The sequence below is a fragment of the Bradyrhizobium sp. TM239 genome, from assembly GCF_036247985.1.
GTDB classification, from domain to species: Bacteria; Pseudomonadota; Alphaproteobacteria; order Rhizobiales; family Xanthobacteraceae; genus Bradyrhizobium; species Bradyrhizobium ottawaense.
In genome coordinates this window covers 341,419-363,959 of sequence record NZ_BTIR01000008.1, presented here as the reverse complement: position 1 = coordinate 363,959, position 22,541 = coordinate 341,419, and the positions used below count along the sequence as shown (strand labels likewise).

Sequence of the window (22,541 nt, the reverse complement as noted above, 5' to 3'; positions counted from 1 at the left end):
CAGTCTCAGCGGCCGCCGCGCGAGACCCGCTCGATTTCGGCCTTCACGATGCGTTCAACCATGCCAGGCAGGTTGTCGTCGAGCCAGGACTTCAGCATCGGACGCAGCATCTCCTTGACCAGGTCCTCCAGCGTCCGCGCGTTGCTGCTGAGCACCGTATGGGCCAGCGAGTTGAAGGCGGATTCGACCGCCGAGACCGTGGTTTGCGCTAGCATCGGCTGTTGCGGCGGCAATGGCGGGGCGTCGAAGTCCACCGGCGCATAGGACGGTGGCGGCGTCGGACGCGGCGGCGGCGATTCGGCGAATTCGAGATCGTCACGCGGCTCGACCTTGCGGAAGCTCGGCGGCGGCGGAGGCGGTGTCGGATCCATCGCCATGTCGTCGGTCAATTCGAGCACGTCGGGCTCAGGCTCGGGCTCCGGCTCAGGCTCGCGGACCTCCGGCGCAGGTGTGGCCGCATCGAGCCCCGCCAGCAGCGCGTCGATATCGTCCTGGTTATTGGATGCATCCGCCGCAGGTGCAGGCGGTGGGGCCGGTGCTGGCTTTGCGGCAGGGGGCGGCGCGGGCTTTTCAGCGGCAGGCTTGGCAGAGGCAACCTTGGAGGGCGGAACGTCGTTCATCGCCTGCGGCTTGGGTGCGGGCGCCGCGGCAGCTGGCGCCGGCTTTGCAGCCTCAGCCGGCGGCGGCTTGGCCTCATCGTCGGCAATGATGCGCCGGATCGAGGCCAGAATCTCCTCCATCGAGGGTTCTGTGACCTTTGCAGGCTGCGTCATCTCCGACTCCACATCATCAACGCCCTCGCATGCGTTGTTTTACACCAAGCACGGCAGGATTGGCCGGTTCCGGATGGGCGGCCCGACATTTTCGTCGCGGCAGCCCGACTTGTCCCCAGATCACGGCTCAACGTGCGGCGGTGCGCCCCTGCCCCCGGCACTCAAGCTTTACGCACACGGCATCAATGCGAGGCGAATCGACCCGCATCGTCTTGGCAAGGCTATGTCAGGGATTTTGATGATTGCAAGCAAAGCGCCGGTCGGCCTCGGCAATTCACGAGGCCGACCGGACGAGTACGGGAATCAGCGCCCGTCAGGCGTACGCACGCCGGCCCAGCTGTCGCGGACCTGATGGTAGTGAACGCTGGGATCGTAAACCGTGGTCGCAAGGCCGAGGACCTGCGGCGCCAGACGACCAACGGCGGAGAGAACGTTGTAGGATGCGACGACGCGGTCATGCTGCGCGGTCACCAGCGCGACGCGCGCATTGACCAGCGCCTGCTGCGCGTTGAGCACGTCGAGCGTGGTGCGCTGACCGGCCTTGGCCTCTTCTCGCACGCCGTTCAGCGCGATCTCGGACGCCGTCACCTGCGCCTGTGCGGACTGCACCTGCGCCTTGCCGGCCTGCAACGACCCCCACCACTGTACGACGGTCGCGCGCGTCTGATCGCGAGTCGTTTCGAGGTTGAGACGCTGCTGCGCCAGATTTTCCTTGGATTGGCGGATCAGCGAATACTCGCTGCCACCCTGATAGATCGGCACCGAGACCTGCGCGATCGCGGATGCGTTGAACGAGCGGTACTGAATCAAAGACTGCTCGTACGACTGGGTCACCGCCGCCTGGAGGGAGACCGTCGGCAGCAGAGCGCCCTCGGCGACCTTGACCTGCAAGAAGTTGACGTCGATGCCGAACATTGCGGCCGTGACGTTAGGATGCTCGACGAGCCCGAGCTCGACTGCGGCGGCGAGCGTCGCAGGCAGGAAACGATCGACCGGCGAACCGGGCGCCAGGTTCGTCGGCTCGTTGCCGATGATGCGGCGGAAGTTCGCGCGCGTCGTGGTGAGATTTGCTTCCGCGGTGAGGGCCTGCGTCCTGCCGGCCGCCAGCTGTGCTTCCGACTGTGCAACGTCGGTACGTGTGACTTCGCCGACATTGAAACGGTCACGGGTCTGCTTGAGCGTCTGCTCGAGCACCCGCACGTTGCTGCGCTGGACTTCGAGCGTCGCCGAGTCGCGCAGATAATCCATGTAGGTCGTGGCGGCCTGGAGCAGCACGCTTTGATCGAGACTGCGCAGCGCTTCGCGAGAGCCGGACACCTGACTCTCGGCGGCACGCGTCCTGTTGGCAGTCTGGTTACCGTTGTAGAGCGTCTGGGAAGCAGTCAGACTCGCACTGCGCGGCAGGCTCCTGCCATTGACGGGAGGGTCATTGCTGCCGCTCTTGAAGTCCGAGTACTGGTAACCACCGCTGGCGGTCAGATTGACCTTCGGGCGATATCCCGACAGCGCCTGAGGCACGTTTTCGTCCGTCGAACGCACCTGGGCACGCTGTGCGTTGAGTTGCGGATTGTTCTGATAGGCGCGCACCAGCGCGGCTTCGATCGTGTCCGCCAAGGCAGGCGTCGGCCCGGCAAGCGCCAGCAGCAGGACCGAAACCGCAGCGCCGGTGAAGAGCTTCACCCCATGCATCCCAAAAATTCCGTTCATTCTAACGCCCGGCTCGTGCCCGCGAGCTGGGTTACCGTCTACGAGTGGAGTCATCGCCCCGCCGCAACATAAGACGCGGTCAAGCGCGACGGAACTACCTGAGGGTAGTTCTCGGTGGAAACTCTTCACGTGCAGCATCCCGGCCACACTTCTGATTCAGAACGGGATTTTATCGGGTTCTGGGCCGTCAGAACACGAAGGCGGCAGCCCGCGCCAGCCCGGGAAGGACCGGGGCAGCAGCGTCGAACAGCGCCCGATGGCCGAATTCACCATGGGTCTGGGTCATGATTATGGCACGCGGCGGCCTCGATTCGGCGGACACCCCCACCAGACGCCCGCCCTCCTTCAGCTGCCCGAGCAGCGCTTCCGGCGTCACCTCGGTCGCGCCATTGAGGATGATCACGTCAAAGGGAGCGGCCGAAGGATCGCCCTCGGCGCAGGCGGCGGCCTTGCAGGTCACATTGGCAAGGTTCAGGGCGGCCAGGGCGGGCTTGGCCTTCGCGGCCAAAGCCGGGTCGCATTCGGTCGCGGTAACCTGCTGCGCGAGCTTGGCGGCCAGAGCCGCGAGGTAGCCCGTGGCGCACCCGACCACCAGCACGTTGTCGCCCTCGCCGATTTCGGCGGCCTGGAGCAGCTTGCCGGTCAGCTGCGGCTTGATCAGGAACCGCTTGGCGGCGCCTTCGCTCACGTCGAGGTCAAGATCGAGATAGGCCAACGCCTGCCGGTCGGCCGGCACGAAAGCCTCGCGCGGAACCGTGAGCATGGCATCGAGAACACGACGGTCGGTGACGTCATTGGTGCGCACCTGGCCATCGACCATTTTGAGGCGCGCGGTCGAGAAACCGGACATTTGCGGACCCTGCAAGGCGGACGATGCCGCGGACGAAATTCGCGGCATCTTTGGAGCATGCACGGCCAAAACGCAACACGGCCGTTCGCCTGCGGGGCCAAGGCTTCCGCATCTTCAAGGCTTCCGCATCTTACCGCTTCAGGGCCGGAGGGGATTATTCGATGGCCACCGCTAGGCGACCGATCAGAGCGGCGACCTCGTCCAGCCGAGCCGAATCGGGCGTCTCGACCGCACGCGCCAGACAGGCGAGGCATTCGTCGTCGCTGAGTTCGGGAACGTCGGCCGGCAGAATCGAGGGGGCCATATGGTCGACCTGGATGTCTGGCATGGGAATCAGCTCCGTTGAGATCCGGCAAACCCAAGGCTCGATTTCAATTGAGTCGATTTGGCGCCACCCGCATGGCGTGACGGCGCCCATGCACACATCTGCTTGAGGATGATTCCGGGCGAGAATTTATGGATGCGCGGCTCAGAGAGCAAAGCAACGACGTCGCGCGCCACATGAGGGCGCAACCATAAACCATTGAATTTGCGGCAGGATTTGGCTCCCCGGGCTGGATTCGAACCAGCGACCATCCGATTAACAGTCGGATGCTCTACCGCTGAGCTACCGAGGAAAAGGCGAACCAGTCGTTCGCGCGCGGCTGCGTATAACAAAGCCGCTTGCGCTTGCAAAGGACGAATTCGTCATCATCCGCAGGCGCGCCGGAGGAAGGCTGGGACGACCCCTCCTCCGGCCATGTCGCCAAAGGCTATTCCGCGAGGAACGAGGTGGTCTTGGTGCCGGGATCGTAGCGCAGCCGAAGCGCGGTCATCTTGCAGAGGTTGACGTTCTTCCAGAGCACGGCTTCGTCGTAGTTCTGCCAGTCGACGCGGATGTTCCAGACGCAGCCATCGTCGTCTTCGTCGAACTCGACATAGGTGCTGGCCTGGTTCTGCAAAACCTTGTCGAGCTCATTGTCCCATTCGTCCAGGCCATCGTCCGGCGCGTTGAAGCCCAGGAATCTGATGGCATAGCCGGTCTCGTTGACGACGGTGACGTTGCGGGCATCGGCCGCGAACGACGGCATGGCGGCGATCGAAAGGCCGATCGCGATCAGTCCAGACAGAAAATATTTCATATGAAATTCCCCGATCGAAACAGGCTTCGGCACCTGGCGTCGATCGGCGCAGGCGCCGCGGCAACCAATGGCGTTGCCTCAGGAAGATTCGTCCGGAGTGCGATCGAAAGGTTCAAGACGATCGATCGGCACTCCGGCACGTTGCGCGACGCGAGACGCGCTCAGCCTGTTTATCGATTCGAATTCTCCGCAGCAATGAACGGGCATTCATAGATCGGCGGTGTTCGTCTTCTCGGGTGCCGGCACGGCCGCGCCGTTGCTCTTGCCGGTCACGGCGCCGACCAGCGCCTTCACGGGATCATCGTCGGGCGCAAAGCCGCTCTGGCGCAAGATCTCGTCGATCATCGGACGCAGCGCATGCACCTTGAGCAGCTCGCCTGCGAGCCCCTCGCCGAAGCCGACATTGCCTCCGCCGGCGCCGTTGCCGCCGAACGCGCCGCCGGTGTGCAGGATACGGACGTCCTTGAGGTTGGCGATGGGCTTGACCATCTCGGCCAGCGCCGACGGCATCGTCTCGATCCGCTTCTTGGCGATCTCGAAATCGATGACGTTGGCGCCGAGCTTGTTCTGCGCCTCGTTCTTCATGGTGATGACAGCGGCTTCCGCCTCGCCGATGTTGCGCACGCCGACGGCCTTGATCTTGTTGGACTCGGCTTCGGCCGTGGCCAGCGTCTTGACGGCCTCGGCGCGATCGAGCGAGGCCTTCTTCTCGGCTTCGGCCGCGACGATCAGCTCGGTCGATTTGCGCTCGGCCTCAGTCCGCGCGGCCAGCACCTGGGTGAGACGGGCACGATCGGCGACCTCGACCGCGCGTGCGGTCACGACCTTTTCCTCCGCGGAGACCGCGATCGCCTCGGCGGTCTTGGCCTCGGCGACGGCTTCAGAGGTCTGCTTGCTCTTGGACGCGATCTGGATCTCGTTCTCTTGGGTCGCGATCTGGATCTCGCGCTGGGCGTCGGTCTTGCGCTTGTTGATCGCCAGATCCGACTCGATCACCGCGGTTTCCTTGACCTGCTTGGCGCCGGCTTCCTTCTCGGCAACGGCACGGTCGGTATCGATGCGGGCATTCTCCTCGGTGAGGCGCGCGGTCTGCGTCGCGGTTGCGACCTCGGCGCGGGTGCTCGCGGTCTTGTTGGCGATGTCGCGCTCCTGCGACAGCTCGGCCTCCTTCTTGGTCCGCTCGATGCCGAGGGTCTGCTGCCGCGCCTCGAGGTCCTTCTGGGCGATCGCCACCTCGTTGTCGCGTACGATGGCGTTGCGGTCACGCCGGCGGGTCTCGGTGACGGTTTTGAGCTGGGTGAGACCTTCGGCGTCGAAGAAGTTCTCCGGGTTGAAGAACTTGACGTCGGTCTGGTCGAGCTTTGTGAGCGACACGGATTCGAGCTCGAGGCCGTTGGATTTGACGTCGGACTCGACCGTCGCCTGCACATGCTTGACGAAATCCGAGCGCTTCTCCTGCAGCTCCAAAATGGACATGGTCGCCGCCACCGAGCGCAGGCCGTCGACGAATTTCGCCTCGACCTGGTTGCGCAGGGCTTCGGCATCATTGGTCAGTGCGCCCAGCGTCTGGCTCGCAAGCGCGATGCTCTCGTCGTCGGGGCGAACGCGCACGTAGAACTCGGCGACGATGTCGACGCGCAGCCGGTCCTTGGTGATGAGGGATTCCCGCTCCTTGCGCTCCACGGTGAGCCGCAGCGTCTTCAGATTGACGCTGGCATAGGAATGGAAGATCGGCAGGATCATGGCGCCGCCGTCGAGCACCACCTTCTTGCCGCCGAGGCCGGTGCGCACGAAGGCCTCGTCGCGGGTGGCGCGCTTGTAGAGGATGGTGAAGACGATCCCCAGGACGATGATCAGCGCGACGCCGATCATGGCCGGGACTGCGATGTCGAACATGATGTTCTCCGATGATGACTTGCTAGCTGTTTAGAGTGGGCTTGGAAGGTTTGAGTTCATCGTCGGCCTTGACCGCCACGAAGCGGGTGCCGTCGCGGTCGACCAGCAGGACCAGGGTTCCCTGCGGCAGAGGCGATGACGCCGGCGCCGCAACCGCCCAGACGAAATGGCGGTTGCCGTGGACGTCGGCGACGCTGACGCGGCCGGGCGGCCCCTGGTCGAGCGGGCCGATGACGACCTCACCGATGCGGCCGACGAGATCCCCGAGGCCGACGGCATAGCTCTCATCCCTGGGAATGACCCGCGCGATCGCCCTGCTGGCAGCGCGGACCAGCGGAACCGAGACCGCGATGGCCCCGACCGAGGCGACCGTTGCCGGCAAGGGCTCCGCAACCATTCGCGCGATGTCCTGGATCAGGAAGCCGGTGATGGAGAAGGCGCCGAGCAGCAGCAGCAGGAAGATCAGAAGCGGCACGCCGCCGACATTGATCCAGGAAATGGCGTTGATGACGCCATTGTCGCTGGGATGACCGAAATCGATGTTGGTGCCGAGCATCTCGCTGAGCGAGGCCCCGACCAGCATCGAGATCACCTCGATCGAGCCGACGATGACGATCATGGCCGCCGCGATCGCGAACGGCCTGACCTCCGGCGACATCACGTGTTCGAGCAGAGCGCTCATGACACATTACTCAGGAGCGCGACTTCAATCGCGCCAGCCTCGCTGCAATCTCATTGTCGCGATGCAACGTGCTGAGCTCGTCGATGTCGCTCGAATACGGGATCCCCTGCGGCACGCCGGTGGCGCGTGCCACCGCCCTGCCCGCCCGCAGCGCCTTCGCCGCCGCAGAGCCGCCCCCCTGTTTTCGGGATGACGTCGAGGCCTGATGGCTCGCCGCCGCCTCGCTCTTTTCGAGATCGGCACGGCGCTGCTCGGCATCCTGGAGCGCGGACAGCACCGCGCGCAGCGAGGTGATGCATTGCTCGATCTTCTCGTTGTTCTCGTCGATGGCACGGGAAAGCACATCGAACTGCGCCTCCATATCCATCTGGCGCGCGATGCCGGCGCGCGCGAGATCGTCACGGCCATCAGCGATCGCGCCCTCGATCTTGGGTGCGAGATCGGCCATCTCGCGTTCGATCTCGGTGCGGCGCGCGTTGAGGCGATATTCCTCGGCACGCGCAGCGGCGAGCGCGTCGCGCGCTTCGCTCTCGGCGCGCTCGATCTCGCGGATGGCCTGGCCGACCACTTTCAGCTTGTTCTTGCCTTCCGCCTGCTCGATCGCGTCATAGGCGATCCCGGCGATCAGGCGCCCGACCCGGGACAGGAAGTTCTCGGGAGCGGCAGCGATGGTATCCATGGCGTTCTCCTCCTCTGGCAGATTGTTCGGCGTGACGCCGTAGTGAACTTCAAAACCGTCGTCGGTGCGGATGAGGCGCGCGGGCGCGCTCTGCCCCCAGCCCTCGGCATAGCCGGCGTAGTCGAAGGGCACGCTGAAGCGCCCTTGCACGGTCGCAATCGAGATGGTGGCGGGCCCCTTGATCTTGGCGAGCTTGTCGTCGAGTGGCAGGCGGCGGCCTTGCGCTGCGCGATATTCCGCGCGGTCGCGCAGGCCCAGCGTCACCAGCCGCGAGGGCAGCGCGGTTTCTTTCCTGATCGGCTCATAGGCGTGGGCGTGCAGCAGCACGACGTTGGAACCCACATTGTGGGTCCGCGCCACCTCGTCGAGGATCTCCATCATGCGGTCATAAGCCCTGAACGTCGCCTCGATGGCGGCCTTGGCGGCCGGGTCAGGGGCAAGCCTGTAACGCAGCGCGGACGGCGCGTTTCGGGGCGACTGGCTCATGGAAAGCACTAAAGCACCATTTTGGTGCTTTAGGAAGAGAAGGCGTAATCACGTTTCCCTGACCCTCATGCACGCTACTTATTGGTCGCTGTGCCCGGGACGCGCGTTCAAGCCGGGCGTTCACCCCTAGATCACAGCCGATCAAGACTTCTTGCACGCGCGGGTTGCAATTTGAGACGAAATGCAGGGAGGGTTCGGCAAGCCGGTTGCTGCTCGCGCAGCCTTCATGTCCCGGACAAGCTGCAACGCGTCAGCGTTGCGGCGCAGAGCCGAGACCAGGAAGCCGCGCACCTTGCTGATGCATGGGCCCCGGCTCTGCAGCGCACCGTCGAACCGGACGATGCTTCGCATCGCCGAGGAGACGCTGCGCAGCGTCCGGGGCACGCGAGACTGAGCTCTCCTCCACGCAACGCCTCGCGCCACCAACTTGCAATGTATAACGCAGACACAGATCCGCATCCTCGCGGCTCACTCTGCCCGAGCTTTGCTCATCTCATCGCCCTCTTTGTCAGAGGGCGCAGGGAAGACCGGGTGCCGGCTGGCACCCGCGGTCCACTGTGCGAAACCTGCGTGACAAGAAGCTGCACAGCGGCATACAGGTGTAGCCAGGACAACCCGGCCTTCCCTGCGCAGTGGTTTGACGGCTTATGCCGAGCTCTCCCCGGGGAGCGATGCACTATTGCCCCCGTCGCCTTGCAGATGACTGATGGGCGCACCCGGTCGGGCCGCACACATCACCACAAGACTTGACGCACAGACCCCGGGCGTCAGGACGACACGGTTTTGCCGTACGCAGATCACACCGGTCGTGTGCGCGATAGGCTGTCGCTCACGGTTGCCCGCCCTGCGATGCCTCTCGCGCCGATGTGACTAGCGTCCACCGCAGCTCACCCCACGTTTCGTGACGATCGCGATACGCCCCTCTGACCGGGGTGAGGTGGCCGGACAATGCGACAAAGCCGAAATTCTGTAAAGGCGAATATTTTCGCCTGCGCGCCTTGCCCCACGGCTAGCGTGTTTTGCCCGTCGGGCAGCGCAACCGCTTGTAGGCTAGAGCCGGATTGCGCTGCGATCCCATCCGGGCGACGGGAGTTGCGGCCCCCGTTGATCCACAGGCTGTCCGCAGCATATCCACAGGACCGGTATCGCGAATTCGTCAGCCGGCGCGAGCCACTTGCTGCGCACAAATCCACAGGTCCTCAGCCGCCGGCCTGATCGAACACGCTGCGGCAGGCTTCGCTCAGGCTCGAGCGGTTGCGCCGGAGGCACGCCGTGATGGCGCGGACGTTGGGGATTTCGCCGGCGCAGAGCCGGTAGACGTCGGGCGTGCAGGCCCGGCGCTGTTCGGCCGTCCCCTGCGCGTGGGCAGCGGAAGCAAACAGTGTCAGGAACAGCCCGACCGTGGAGGCGCGGCGCGCCCGGCTCTTCACACCCGCAAACCGCAAGAACCTCGCCTTCATGACCAGTCTCCCGTTCGCCCTGCCCGCTCCGGCCTGCATCGGGCCGGTATGCGAAGGGGTAGGAGAAATAAACCGCCGAGGATGTGATTTCTTTCACACGGCCCGCGCAGCGGAGGAACCTAGGGTTTCCGCGGGGATTTTTTTAGACATCGCTAACCAATCGGGACCCGATCGCCGGATCGTTAAAATGCGAACGATCGGCTCAACCGGGTAACAAACCGGCTCTGCGACATTGCACCGTCCGCGTTCTGCGAGGGTGCGATGAGAAGCGAAGCCGAATTCAACTTGCTGCTGGATGCCGTCCGGGACGCCATGGTCATTGAAGACTTTGCTCCCGCGCCGGAGGAGGAGTTCGTGCCCCGCTCGTGGAGTTTTGACGCGACGCCCAAAGCCGCCAATGACAACGAGGGCGCCTGGCCCCTCCTGCCGTTCCCCGACGGATGGTACGCGGCCTGCTGAGGGCTGCTTTCACGGTGAGCCGCAGCGCCCGCCTCGCGGGCGTTTTGCCGTTGCCGGAAACCGGGCGGCGCGACGATCAGGTCTTGACGCGTTCCTCGCCATCCTGCGGCGCCCGGTCGGGTGCGGCCGATGGAAAGATGCTGTCATAGATCGCACGGGCCTCACGGATGAGGCGAGCCCGTTCCAGCTCGGATTTCGGGACAAGTCGGACGATGTCGCCCACGGGTGCTCCAGCGCTCGTTGATGTCAGTCGCATCACTTCGCAGATGCGAAGTCTATGCCAACGGGCGTGAATCGGTGGTTTCCAGCAAGCCCCGGGCAAACCCGGTGATCGATCCGCCTCTCACGTCGGCAGAACGTTGCGCGCAGCCCTCTGCAGAACTGGCGACGAAATCGAATAATGCTGGGAGATCAGAGGGTTGTGATGGAGGCCACGACCAGAATTGAACTGGTGTACACGGTTTTGCAGACCGTTGCGTAACCACTCCGCCACGTGGCCCCGTAAGGCCGGAGCAATATAGGGGATGAAGGGTTTAGGCAACCGCCTTCGACCGATTTTGGCTGGAGGGCGCCCCGTCAGGGGGACCTTCGAAGCGTTACGCCTTTCTCCCGGCGGACCCCGCCAGATATTGCGCGAGAATCGTATCGGTTGCGCCGGCGGCGACGATCCTCCCCTGCTCCAGCAGGATCGCCCGGTTGCAGCTGCTCTGGATCAGCTCGATGTCATGCGAGGCGAGCACCAGGATGCCGGCGCGGGCGACGATCTCGTCGAGCCGCTGCCGCGCCTTCTTGCGGAATTGCTGGTCGCCGACGCCGATCCATTCGTCGAGCAGCACGATCTCGCCCTCGACCGCGGTTGCGACCGCGAAGATCAGGCGCAGCATCATGCCGCTGGAATAGGTGCGCAGCGGCAGGTCGAGCCGGTCGCCGAGCTCGGTGAACTCGGCAATCTCCGCCCGCCGCGCGTCGATCTCGGCGCGCCGCGCGCCGATCACGAGCCCGCGCCGCATGATGTTCTCGTAGCCGGTCGCTTCCTCGTCGAAACCGGCCTGCAAATCGAACAGCGACAGGCAGCGGCCGCGTACGTCGATGCTCCCCGCCGTCGGATGGTAGATGCCGGCGAGAACCCGCAGCAGCGTGGTCTTGCCGGCGCCGTTGGCGCCGATGATGGCGAGGCGGTCGCCGGCGCGGATGTCGAGGCTGACCTCGTTCAACGCCGTGATGATGTGCGAAACCGCCGGCTTCCGCCGCAGCGTCACGGCGTTGACGAACCGGCTGCGCAACGAGCGATCGCGAAACGACAGCACCGGAAACGTGACCGAGACGTCGCGAAGCACAATGTGGGCCGGGGCGGTCATGCGCGCATCACAGCCAATACGCGACGCGATGGCGATATTTTGCGTAGCAGCCGAGGCCGATCACGGCCACGACGATCGCATAGAGGGCCCCTAGCAGCCATTGCTCCGCATCGGTCGGCTGCGACAGGAGCGGCCGGCGCACCAGATCGAGCAGCGTCGCGAACGGATTGACCAGCGTCAGCCAGTGAAACGCGGTGCCGCGCGCGCTGTCCTCGGTCCAGATGATCGGCGTGAGAAAGAAGACGAATTGCAGGCCGCTGACGATCGCCGAACCGATGTCGCGAAAACGCGCGCAGAGCATGCCGAGCGCGACCGAGCCGCCGAGCAGCGCGAGGAACAGGATCGCAAAGCCGGGCAGCGCGAGCAGCATGCTCCAGTGCAGCGGCCAGGGCAGCACGACGTAGAGCAGCACGACGATCACCAAATGATGGGCGAAGATGAGGACGTTGCGCGCGATCATCTGGAGGACATGAACGATCAGCGGCGCCGGCACCGCCTTGATGAGATGGCCGGACGCCACGAAGATGTTGGAGCCCTCCTGAAGCGTCGTGGCGATCAGGGTCCAGACGATCAGGCCGATCGCGAAGGACGGCAGGAAGACGGCGATGTCCTGCTTGAACAGGGCCGCATAGACCGTGCCGACGCTTGCGATCGTCGCGGCGAGCGTCAGCGTGATCCAGAGCGGGCCGATCACGGTCCGGCGGTAGCGCAGCGAAATGTCCATCAGCGCGAGCGTGCCCCAACGATCGGGCCGCGCCGCCTGTGTCAGAATTTCCTTCGCTGCGAGCTGAATTCGACTGCCCCTCAGGTTCTCGCTCTCCGATGCCGCAACAGGAGAGCAGATCGCAACCGGTTTCGGCCGATCGTCTCTAGACGCCCGGCCCTCGCGGTGCAATCGACCGTACAGATGAGTTGGGCCGAAGTCAGGCTCGTTTGCGCCGCCGGAAGTCGCGCCGGCCCTTCGCGGCGGGTTTTGGCGCCAGTTCCGGCATCTCGGCCTGGACCTCGCGGTAGCGTGTTAACAGGCGTTCAAAGCTCGCGTTCAGCGTCTCGGCGATATCAGGACGCCGCTCGAGGCCGGCGAGGATCGTCGCCGCAGCCTCGATGGTGGAGAGCCCGTCCTTGCGTGGCTCCTTGCGCAGACGGCCGTAGCGCGAGGGATGCGCGGGGTTGAGGATCACGCGCTGGCACTTGAGCATCCAGGGATTGCGCCACCACAGCGCCTTGGCCTGGCTCCAGGTGCCGTCGAGCAGCACGATTCCTTCGAGCTTGCCGAGGATCCCGCGCTGGTTCTCCGCGACCTCGCCCTTGCGGTTGAGCGCGACGATCTCGCCTTCGGCTTCGAGGTCGGCGGCGCGGGCCGAGCCGAGATAGAGCACGGCCCAATGCGAGGCATTCTCGACCGGGCGGCCGAGCGCCTTGGACAGGCTCGGCCAGGACAGGCCGACCCGCACAGTGGCATCGGCAAAATGCCGGGCAAGCAGCCGCGCAGTGCCGAGCGCCCTGTCCTGCTCCTGCGGGTGCTGCAGGATCAGGAGCCCGAGACGGCTCTTTTCAATCGGCGTGACGCTGTCGCAGATGCACAGCGGCATCGGCTTCTGGCAACGCGGGCACTCGGGGATCGGATCGGCGGCGGCAATATCTGGCGTGTTCGACATGGCCGCCGCTATACGCTTGATGCGGCGCTTCAACAACCTATTCCGCCGGCGCTGGCACCGGGCGCGGCGCCGACCGCCGCCGCAGGCGGTCGATCAAGAGGTAGATCACCGGCGTGGTGTAGAGCGTCAGGATTTGCGAGACGAACAGGCCGCCGATAATGGTGATGCCGAGCGGACGGCGGAGCTCCGTGCCGGGGCCGGTTGCGACCACGAGCGGAATGCCGGCGAACAGCGCCGCCATGGTCGTCATCAGGATCGGACGGAAGCGTGCCTGGCAGGCCTCGAAGATCGCCTCCGCCGAGGACAGGCCGCGCTGACGTTCGGCGTCGAGCGCGAAATCCACCATCATGATGCCGTTCTTCTTGACGATGCCGATCAAGAGGATGATGCCGACGAAGGCGATCACCGTCAGCGGCGTGTTGGTGAGCTGCAAGGCGAGCAGCGCACCGAGCCCGGCCGAGGGCAGCGTCGAAATGATCGTGAGCGGATGGGCGAGGCTCTCATAGAGCACCCCGAGCACGATATACATCGCCACCAGCGCGCCGAGGATCAGAAGCGGCTGGCGGCCGCTGGTCTTGGCGAAGTCGCCGGCGTTGCCGTCGAAGCTGCCGCGGATGCCCTCGGGCATGTGCAGCTCCTCGACCGCGCGCTGGATGTTCTGGGTCGCCGCCTGAAGCTGCACGTCCGGCATCAGGTTGAACGACACCGTGGTCGAGGGAAACGACTGCGAGTGATAGACCGCGAGCGCGGCCAACCCACGCGTCGCGTGCACGACGGCCGACAGCGGCACCTGCGCGTCGCCGGCGCCGGCAACATAGATGCGCTCGAGGTTGGAGGGATCGACCTGGAACTTCGGATCGATCTCCAGCACGGTCATGTACTGGTTGCGCTGGGTGTAGATGATCGAGATCTGCCGCTGCGAGAACGCGTTGTTCAGCGCATTGTCGATGTCCTGAACCCTGACGCCGAGCGCCGAGGCCTTCTGGCGATCGATCGCGAGCGTGAGCTGGAGGCCGCCTGGATCGCGGTCGCTGGAGATGTCGGTGATACCCTCGACGCTCTCCATGCGCTTGGCCACGATCGGCGCCCATTTCTGCAGCAGGCCGAGATCGGTGCTGGTCAGGGTGTACTGGTAGTCGGAATCGCTCTGCCGCCCGCCGGCACGGACGTCCTGGGCGGCGAACATGAAGAGGCGGATGCCGGGCACGGGATACAGCGCGCGCCTGAGACGGTCGATCACGACCTGCGTCGAGACGTGGTCGCGCTCCTCCGGCGGCTTCAGGCTGATGTACATGATGCCGCGGTTCGAGGTCGCTCCCCCCGGGCCGCCTCCGGCGCCGACGGTCGAGCCGATGCCGGCCACGGCGGGGTCCTGCATCACGATGTCGGCGAGCCGCTGCTGGAGACCGAGCATCGACTGGAACGAGATGTCGGCCGAGGCCCGCGTCGCCCCGATCACGAAGCCGGAATCGTCGGTCGGGAAATAGCCCTTGGGGACCTTGATGTAGAGCGTCACCGTGAGGCCGATGGTGGCGAAGAACACCAGCAGGGTCGCCAGCGGATAGTCCAGCACGGTGCGCAAGGTCCGGGCGTAGAAGGCGACGATGCGCGACAGCGAGCCCTCGATCATCCGATCGAACAGCGTCGCCGTGCCGGACGGGGTCTGCCGGATGTAGTGGGCGCAGATCATCGGCGTCACCGTGAGCGACACCAGCGTCGAGACCAGGATGGCGAAGGTCAGCGTCAGCGAGAATTCGCGCAGCAGGCGGCCGACAATGCCGTCCATGAAGATCAGCGGCGTGAACGCCGCGACCAGCGACAGGCTGATCGAGACCACCGTGAAACCGATCTGCCTCGCGCCCTCCTGCGCCGCCCGGAGCGGCCGCATGCCATGCTCGAGATTGCGGTACATGTTCTCGATCATGACGATGGCGTCGTCGACCACGAAGCCGACCGAGATTGCGAGCGCCATCAGCGACAGATTGTCGATCGAGAAGCCCGCCACCCACATGCCGGCGCAGGTGCCGGCCAGCGCCAGCGGCACCGAGATGCCGGCCGCGATCGTCGGCGTCAGCCTGCGCAGGAACACGAACACCACGACCATCACCAGGATCGCAGTCGCCAGCAATGTCCATTGCATGTCGAGCACGCTGGCGCGGATCGTGCCGGTGCGATCGACCAGGGTGGAAACCTCCACGCCGGCCGGAATCCATTGCCTGAGCTCGGGGATCAGCGCCTTCACCCGATCGACGGTGTCGATGACGTTGGCGTCGCCCTGCTTGGTGATCTGGATCAGCACCGCCGGCTGCTTGTTGAACCAGGCGATGGAACGGGCGTTGCGGACGGAATCCTGGATATCGGCGACGTCGGACAACCGGACGAAATTGCCGTTGGCGCTCTTGATGACGACGTCGCGGAATTCCTTGGCGGTCCGCATCTGCCGGTTGAGCGCCAGCGTCTCGCTCTGGCGTTCGCCGTTGAAGATTCCGACGGGGCCGAGCGGATTGGCGTTGATGATGGCGGTGCGGACGTCGTCGGTGGCAATTCCGGCGTTCGAGAGCGCCACCGGATTGAGCTGGATGCGTACCGCCGGTTGGTCGGCGCCGCTGATGGCCACGTTGCCGACGCCAGGAACCTGCGAGATGCGCTGCGCCAGCACGGTGTCGGCGACGTCGTAGATCGCGCTGGCTGCGAGTGTGTTCGAGGTCAGCGCCAGCACGAAGACGGGCGCGCCGGCCGTATTGGCCTTGCGGAAGCGCGGCAGCGTCGGCAGGTCGCTCGGCAGGTCGACCATCGCGGCGTTGATCGCCGCCTGCACGTCGCGCGCGGCCTTGTCGATGTTGCGGCCGATGTCGAACTGGAGCTGGATGCTGGTGTTGCCGAGCGTCGAGGTCGAGGTGATCTGGTTGATGCCGGCGATCTCCCCTAACCGCCGCTCCAGCGGCGAGGCCACCGTCGCCGCCATCACCGCCGGGTCGGCGCCGGGCCGGCTGGCCGAGACGAAGATGGCGGGGAAGTCGACGTTCGGGACCGAGGCGACGGGAAGGAACTCGTAGGCGACGACACCCAGCAGGAACAATCCGATCGACAGCAGCGTGGTCGCGACCGGACGGCGGATGAAGGGCTCCGAGATCGACACCATCACTGCATCCCCTCGGTCGCGCCCGCGACCGGCGGGCCGCCGGATTCGGCCGGCGGCAGCGCCTGCTCCAGGCGGCGGTTGATGCGGTCGAGCGCGAGGTAGATCACGGGCGTCGTGTAGAGCGTGAGCAATTGGCTGAGCAGCAGGCCGCCGATGATGGAGATGCCGAGCGGAAAGCGCAGCTCGGCGCCGGTGCCGCTCTCGATCGCGAGCGGCAAGGCACCGAACAGCGCCGCCAGCGTCGTCATCATGATGGGCCGGAAGCGCAGCAGGCAGGCCTGCACGATGGCTTCGTTCGGCGACATGCCCTGCCGGCGCTCGGCCTCCAGCGCGAAGTCGATCATCATGATCGCGTTCTTCTTGACGATGCCCATCAAGAGGATGATGCCGATCAGGCCGATGACCGAGAGGTCCTGCCCACACAGCACCAGCGCCAGGATCGCGCCGACGCCGGCCGAGGGCAGCGTCGACAGGATCGTGATCGGGTGGATGTAGCTCTCGTAGAGCACCCCTAACACGATGTAGATCGTGATGACGGCGGCAAGCAGCAGCCAGGGCTGGCCCGCGAGCGCCTTGGCGAATTCGGCGGCATCGCCGGCATAGATGCCGACGATGCTGTTGGGCATGCCGATGCGGGTCTCGATCGTCTTCACGGCGTCGACCGCGTCGCCGAGCGCGGCGCCCGGCGCGAGATTGAAGCTGAGCGACACCGACGGGAACTGCGCCTGGTGCGAGATCGCGAGCGGCGCGGTGGTGCGCTTCAGCGTCGCCACGGCCGACAGCGGCACCTGGGCGTTGGGCGCGCCAACCGTCGCGCTCGCGGCGCCCGGCAGATAGAGTTTCGACAGGATCGAGGGATCGCGCTGGTACATCGGCAGCGCCTCCAGCACCACGCGGTACTGGTTGGCCTGGCCGTAGATGGTCGAGATCTGCCGCTGTGCAAAGGCGTCGTTGAGCGTATCGGTGATGCCTTGCAGGCTGACGCCGAGCTGTCCTGCGCGGGTGCGGTCGACGTCGAGCTGCGCCCGCAATCCGCCCTCCTGCGCCTCGGAGGAGACGTCGCGGAACAAGGGATCGCGCCGCATCTCCGTGACCAGCTTGCGCGCCCATTCCGACACCAGCGTCGCATCGGTGCCGGTCAGCGTGTACTGGTATTGCGAGCGGCTCGACTGGGTCGAGATCTGCACGTCCTGCACCGGCTGGAAATAGACGGTCATGCCGGGAATGCCTGAGACCCGCTCCTTCAGCCGGACGATGACCGCGCTGACATCGTCGCGCCGCTCGCCGCGCGGCTTCAAGGTCATGACCAGACGCCCGACATTGGTGGTCGGATTGACCGAGCCGGCGCCGATCACCGAGACCACGCCGACCACGTCGGGGTCGGCCTTGATGGCGTCGGCAGCCTCGGCCTGCCGCTTCTGCATCTCCGCGAACGACACGTCCGGCCCCGCCTCCGTCACCGCCGTGATCGAAGCGGTGTCCTGCAGCGGCAGGAAGCCCTTCGGCGCGACGACGTAGAGGACGAGGGTCGCGATCAGCGTCGCGAAGGTCACGACCAGCGTCGTCCGCTGGTGCTGCAAAACCACCAGCAGCGTCCGGTGATAGGCCTCGACGGTGCGGTCGATGAAGCGGCTGATGGCGGCGAGGCCCGGCACCGCCAGCTCCTCGTGGGCGTGCTTGAGCAGGCGCGAGCACATCATCGGTGTCAGCGTCAGCGAGACCACGGCCGAGGTCACGACCGCGATGGTCAAGGTCAGCGCGAATTCGCGGAACATGCGCCCGACGAGGCCGGACATGAACAGCAGCGGGATGAAGACCGCGATCAGCGACACCGTCAGCGAGATCACGGTGAAGCCGATCTCGCTGGCGCCCTTCAGCGAGGCCTCCATCGGCCCGTCGCCGTTCTCCATGTGGCGGACGATGTTCTCGATCATGACGATGGCGTCGTCGACGACGAAGCCGGTGCCGATCGTGAGCGCCATCAGCGACAGATTGTCGAGGCTGAAGCCGGCGAAATACATGATGCCGAAGCTGGTGATCAGCGACAGCGGCAGCGCCACACCGGCGATCAGGGTCGCCCGCAGCGAGCGCAGGAACAGCAGCACCACCAGCGTCACCAGCACGACGCTGAGGACCAGCGTGAACTGCACGTCGTGGACCGAGGCGCGGATGGTCACGGTGCGATCGGAGACGATGGTGAGGTTCACACCGGCAGGAATCGCGCGCTGCACCTTGGGGATTTCGGCGCGGATCTGGCTGACGACGTCGATGACGTTGGCGCCGGGCTGGCGCTGGATGTCGATGATGACGGCCGGCGTGCCCTGGTACCAGCCGCCAGTGCGGTCGTTCTCGAGGCCGTCAACGATCTGCGCGACGTCGGCGATGGTGACCGGCGAGCCGTTGCGGTAGGCGATGATGACGGGCTTGTAGGCCTCGGCGGCTGCGATCTGGTCGTTGGCCGCGATGATGTAGGATTGCTGCGCGCCGTCGAGCGAGCCTTTCGGCCCCGAGACGTTGGCATTGGCGATCGCGGTGCGCAGATCTTCCATGGCGATGCCGTAGGCGGCGAGCCGCGCCAGATCAGCCTGGATGCGCACCGCCGGTTTCAGCCCGCCCAGCACCGAGACCCGCCCGACGCCGGAGATCTGGCTCAGCCGTTGCGCCAGAAGCGTGTCGGCGATGTCGCTCATCGCCCGCAGCGAGATGGTGTCGGAGCGCAGCGCCAGCGTCATGACAGGCGCGTCCGCCGGGTTCACCTTGGCGTAGGTCGGCGGATACGGCAGCGTCTTCGGCAGCACGCCCGCCGCGGCGTTGATCGCGGCCTGCACGTCCTGGGTCGCGCCGTCGATGTCGCGGTTGAGATCGAACTGGAGCGAGATCTGGCTGACGCCGAACGAGCTGGTCGAGTTCATCGCCGACAGCGACGGGATCTGCCCGAGCTGCCGCTCCAAAGGCGCCGTGATCAGCGAGGCGATCACGTCGGGGCTCGCGCCCGGGAGCTGCGTCGTCACCTGCACGGTCGGGAAATCGACCTGCGGCAGCGCCGAGACCGGCAGCGCGAAATAGCCCAGCAGCCCGCCGATCAGCAGCGCGATGCCGAGCAGCGAGGTCGCGATGGGACGGCGGATGAAGGGTTCGGAGACACCCATGGGATCTGCCTGCCGCTTCAAGCGGCTGTTGTCGGGATCATGGCTGCTTGGCTCCACTTCCCGATGCCCCCGGACCTGGCGCAGGTCCTGGAGCCGGCCCGGTCTGCCCCTTCTGGTCGCCCTCGCTGCTACTCCGCTTGGCGCGGAACTCGCCGCCCTTGCCCTGTCCGTCCTTCTGGCCTTCCTTCTGGCCTTCCTTGGCGCCATCCTTCTTCTGGGCGTCGGGCCCGCGCGAGCGCTTGCGCGGGGCAAGATCAGCCGACGGGGTCTGGTCATCGCGGCCGATGGTCACCTTGGAGCCGTCGGACAGATTGGCGAAGCCCGTGGTGACGACCCTGTCGGTCGCCGACAGGCCGCTGGCGATCACGGCGTCATGCTCGTTCTGCTGCGTCACCGTCACCGGCTTGGCCGAGACCACGTTGTCCTCGCCGATGACGTAGCTGAACGTTCCGATCGGGCCGCGCTGCACGGCCGATGTCGGCACCACCAGCGCCTGCATCAGCGTCTCGACCTTGAGACGGACATTGACGAACTGGCCCGGCCAGAGCTGGTAGTTGGCGTTGGGAAATTCCGCCTTGAGCTTGAGCGTGCCGGTGGTCTGGTCGACCTGGTTGTCGATGCCGGTGAGCTTGCCGGTGTCGATCACGGTGACGCCGTCATTGCCGAACACGTCGACCGCGAGCGTGCCTTTCGCCGCGGCCGCATTGACGCGCATGATCTGTTGCTGCGGCAGGCTGAACCACACCGCGATCGGCTGCAATTGCGTGATCACCACGAGACCGGTGGTGTCGGAGGCGTGGATGATGTTGCCCTGGTCGACCTGGCGCAGGCCGGCGCGGCCCGAGAGCGGCGCCACGATCTTGGTGTAGCTCAGCGTCGCCCCCGCGTTGTCGATCGCGGCCTGATCGGCCTTGACCAGCGCCTCGGTCTGCGCGACCAGCGCGCGCTGGGTGTCGGCCTGCTGCTTGGAGCCGGCGTTGGAGGCAGCGAGCTGCTCGTACCGTGTCAGGTCGATGCGCTGGTTGGCGAGCTGGGCCTGGTCCTGCGCCTTCTTGGCGACCGCCTGGTCGTACGTGGCCTGGTAGAGCGCGGGATCGATCTCGCCGAGCACGTCGCCCTTCTTGACGTCTTGGCCTTCGGTAAAATTCACCGAGATCAGCTTGCCGTCGACCTGCGAGCGCACGGTCACGGTGTTGAGCGCGCGGATCGCGCCAACGCCGTCGAGATAGACGGGAACGTCCTGAACGCGCGGGCTCGCCGCCAGCACGGGCACCGGCAGATCGAGCCGCTGGTTGTTGTTGCGGTTGTTGGCCTGCTGCTGATGGGTGACGGTCCAGCCGAGATAGAACAGACCGCCGAGGATCGCGAGCGTGATCAGGGTCATGACAAAGCCGCGGCCGCGCGACGTCTTCGCCGTCCCCTCCTTCGCGCCTTGCTTGCTGTCCGGCTTAAAGAGCATTGACCGGTTTCTCCATTCGCGGCTCCCAGCCGCCGCCGAGCGCCTGATACAGGCTGACGATGGCGAGCAAGCGGGCCAGTTGCGCCTGTGACAGCGCGTCTTCCGCCTGGAACAGGGTCAGTTGAGTGTTGAGCACGGTCACGATGTCGGCGGTGCCGGCGCGCAATTGCTGCTCGGAGAGATCGAAGGCGCGGCGCGAGGCGACGACGACGTCGCGCTGCAATTGCAGCTTGATCGTGGTCTGCTTGATCGAGAACAGCGCATTGTCGACGTCGGCAAACGACTGGATAATCGTCTTGCGGTAGGTCTGGAGCAATTCGTCCTGCCGCGCCTTGGCGAACTCGAAATTGCCGAGGATCTTGCCGCCGTCGAAGATCGGCTGCGTGGCGCTGCCGACGAGCTGGAAGAAGGCCGCATGCGGCTGGAACAGCGAGACCAAGGCCGAACTCTGATAGCCGCCGTTGCCGGTGAGCTGGATGGTCGGAAAGAATTGCGCGCGGGCATTGCCGATATTCGCCGTCGCCGAGGCAAGCTGCGCCTCCTGCCGGCGGATGTCGGGCCGCTGCGTCAGGAGCTCCGACGGCAGGCCGGGCGTCACGCGCGGGATTGCGATCCGGTCCAGCGAGCCGCCGAGCACGCGCACGCTTTCCGGCGGGCGCGAGACCAGCACGGCGAGCGCGTTGACGTTCTGGTCGAGCGTCTGGCGCAGCGGCGGCACCAGGGCCTTCTGGTTGGCAAGCACGCTTTCCTGCTGGGCGACGTCGAGATCGGTGCCGGTGCCGGCCTTGCGCCGCTCCCTGACCGCATCGAGGATGCGCTGCGCGCTCGCAATATTGCGCTGTGAGGTCCTGATGCGATCCTGCGAGGCCAGCACCTGGAAATAGGCATTGGCGACGGCCGCAAGCGTCGTCAGCGCGACCGTGTCGCGATCGAAGCGGTTGGCATTCGCGGTCTCTTCCGCCGTCTGCAGCGCGTCGCGGTTCTGGCCCCAGAAGTCGAGCTGGTAGCTCGCGCTCAGCGATGCCGAGTAATTGACGACCTCGCGCCCCCCGATGGACAGGCCGGACGCGCTCGATCCCGAAGTGCGCGAATAGGTCTCCGATCCGCCTGTCGACACGCTCGGCAGCAGCGCCGCACCCGCCTGTCGCGCCTGGGCGTCAGCCTGGACGATGCGCGCAACGGCGGCGGCGATGTCGAGGTTGACGGTCTGCGCCTCTTCCATCAGCTGCGTCAGCTCCGCGGAGCGGAAGCCGCGCCACCAGTCCAGTGACGGCGGCGCATCACCCTTGCCCGCATATTTGTACTGCGTGGGAACGTCGAGGGCGGGATCCGGAAGGTCCTGGGTCAGCACGCAAGCACCCGAGCCGGCGGCGAGGCACAACACCGCAATCCAGCGCGCCGCGCGCAGCGTCCGGGATGCAGAACCTTCAGACCGCCGCACGGCGATCGCAGGAACATCCTGTGTCACATCCATCCCCCGCCGGGCAGATCGAACCGCCGCACAGCCGGATTAACCGATTCGCGGCGGGGCAGTCGGGGGGCTTTGGACAACTCGTTCACAGCGGCGATGCTTTCTGCGGAACCTCGAAAATCATACTAGCCGTGCGCTGACCAGCGGGACAGTCCCGCAGTTGCGAGATGGCCACGCCAATCAGGTGCGAT

17 protein-coding genes, 2 tRNA genes and 1 pseudogene are annotated in these 22,541 nt (G+C 65.7%); 1 reads left to right on the top strand and 19 read right to left on the bottom strand.

What is annotated here, in order from left to right:
• Nucleotides 1–5: 5 nt before the first annotated feature.
• The 10 genes from AABA84_RS15480 to AABA84_RS15435 form a co-directional block, all read right to left on the bottom strand.
• Nucleotides 6–773, bottom strand: coding sequence for a PopZ family protein (locus AABA84_RS15480; RefSeq protein ID WP_212253846.1), 768 nt, complete (start codon nt 771–773; stop codon nt 6–8).
• Nucleotides 774–1,076: 303 nt separating this feature from the next.
• Nucleotides 1,077–2,462, bottom strand: a complete 1,386-nt coding sequence (locus AABA84_RS15475; protein WP_212253858.1) for a TolC family outer membrane protein — start codon at nt 2,460–2,462, stop codon at nt 1,077–1,079.
• A gap of 205 nt (nt 2,463–2,667) precedes the next feature.
• Entirely contained in the window at nt 2,668–3,330 is a 663-nt protein-coding gene (locus AABA84_RS15470; RefSeq protein WP_212253845.1) for a protein-L-isoaspartate O-methyltransferase family protein, read from the bottom strand.
• Nucleotides 3,331–3,484: 154 nt separating this feature from the next.
• Complete coding sequence (locus tag AABA84_RS15465) at nt 3,485–3,658, bottom strand: hypothetical protein (RefSeq protein WP_212253844.1); 174 nt, start codon at nt 3,656–3,658, stop codon at nt 3,485–3,487.
• 214 nt (nt 3,659–3,872) lie between these two features.
• Nucleotides 3,873–3,947, bottom strand: a tRNA-Asn gene (locus AABA84_RS15460).
• Nucleotides 3,948–4,082: 135 nt separating this feature from the next.
• Entirely contained in the window at nt 4,083–4,451 is a 369-nt protein-coding gene (locus AABA84_RS15455) for a hypothetical protein (RefSeq protein WP_212253843.1), read from the bottom strand.
• Between the two features lie 207 nt (nt 4,452–4,658).
• The gene (locus tag AABA84_RS15450) at nt 4,659–6,347 is read right to left on the bottom strand and encodes a flotillin family protein (RefSeq protein WP_212253842.1); all 1,689 of its coding nucleotides are present in this window, start codon (nt 6,345–6,347) and stop codon (nt 4,659–4,661) included.
• A 22-nt stretch (nt 6,348–6,369) separates the two neighbouring features.
• Nucleotides 6,370–7,029, bottom strand: a complete 660-nt coding sequence (locus AABA84_RS15445; protein WP_338312435.1) for an OB-fold-containig protein — start codon at nt 7,027–7,029, stop codon at nt 6,370–6,372.
• Between the two features lie 10 nt (nt 7,030–7,039).
• A complete protein-coding gene (locus tag AABA84_RS15440; RefSeq protein ID WP_338312434.1) occupies nt 7,040–8,203 on the bottom strand; it encodes a PspA/IM30 family protein in 1,164 nt (387 codons plus the stop codon).
• Between the two features lie 1,190 nt (nt 8,204–9,393).
• Nucleotides 9,394–9,654 (bottom strand): hypothetical protein, encoded by a 261-nt coding sequence (locus tag AABA84_RS15435; RefSeq protein ID WP_015686208.1) that lies wholly within the window; start codon nt 9,652–9,654, stop codon nt 9,394–9,396.
• A 261-nt stretch (nt 9,655–9,915) separates the two neighbouring features.
• Here AABA84_RS15435 and AABA84_RS15430 point away from each other — a divergent pair, with 261 nt between their 5' ends.
• Nucleotides 9,916–10,113, top strand: a complete 198-nt coding sequence (locus AABA84_RS15430; RefSeq protein WP_028144701.1) for a hypothetical protein — start codon at nt 9,916–9,918, stop codon at nt 10,111–10,113.
• 76 nt (nt 10,114–10,189) lie between these two features.
• Here AABA84_RS15430 and AABA84_RS15425 read toward each other — a convergent pair whose 3' ends face one another.
• The 9 genes and pseudogenes from AABA84_RS15425 to AABA84_RS15385 all read right to left on the bottom strand — a co-directional run bounded on the left by AABA84_RS15425 (nt 10,190) and on the right by AABA84_RS15385 (nt 22,353).
• Complete coding sequence (locus AABA84_RS15425) at nt 10,190–10,336, bottom strand: hypothetical protein (protein ID WP_212244143.1); 147 nt, start codon at nt 10,334–10,336, stop codon at nt 10,190–10,192.
• Between the two features lie 202 nt (nt 10,337–10,538).
• Nucleotides 10,539–10,612 (bottom strand) — tRNA-Cys (locus tag AABA84_RS15420).
• Nucleotides 10,613–10,709: 97 nt separating this feature from the next.
• Nucleotides 10,710–11,315, bottom strand: a pseudogene (locus AABA84_RS15415) (ABC transporter ATP-binding protein); the annotation flags it as partial.
• Between the two features lie 163 nt (nt 11,316–11,478).
• The gene (locus AABA84_RS15410; protein WP_246549971.1) at nt 11,479–12,195 is read right to left on the bottom strand and encodes an ABC transporter permease; all 717 of its coding nucleotides are present in this window, start codon (nt 12,193–12,195) and stop codon (nt 11,479–11,481) included.
• Between the two features lie 199 nt (nt 12,196–12,394).
• Nucleotides 12,395–13,129, bottom strand: a complete 735-nt coding sequence (locus tag AABA84_RS15405; protein ID WP_338312432.1) for a tRNA-uridine aminocarboxypropyltransferase — start codon at nt 13,127–13,129, stop codon at nt 12,395–12,397.
• 37 nt (nt 13,130–13,166) lie between these two features.
• A complete protein-coding gene (locus tag AABA84_RS15400; RefSeq protein WP_338309251.1) occupies nt 13,167–16,271 on the bottom strand; it encodes an efflux RND transporter permease subunit in 3,105 nt (1,034 codons plus the stop codon).
• Complete coding sequence (locus AABA84_RS15395; RefSeq protein WP_338312431.1) at nt 16,271–19,420, bottom strand: efflux RND transporter permease subunit; 3,150 nt, start codon at nt 19,418–19,420, stop codon at nt 16,271–16,273. The genes AABA84_RS15400 and AABA84_RS15395 overlap by 1 nt, the downstream gene beginning before the upstream one ends.
• 37 nt (nt 19,421–19,457) lie before the next feature.
• Nucleotides 19,458–20,879, bottom strand: a complete 1,422-nt coding sequence (locus AABA84_RS15390; RefSeq protein ID WP_338312430.1) for an efflux RND transporter periplasmic adaptor subunit — start codon at nt 20,877–20,879, stop codon at nt 19,458–19,460.
• Complete coding sequence (locus AABA84_RS15385; protein ID WP_212244153.1) at nt 20,869–22,353, bottom strand: efflux transporter outer membrane subunit; 1,485 nt, start codon at nt 22,351–22,353, stop codon at nt 20,869–20,871. Before AABA84_RS15385 ends, AABA84_RS15390 begins: the two co-directional genes overlap by 11 nt.
• Between the last annotated feature and the right edge of the window lie 188 nt (nt 22,354–22,541).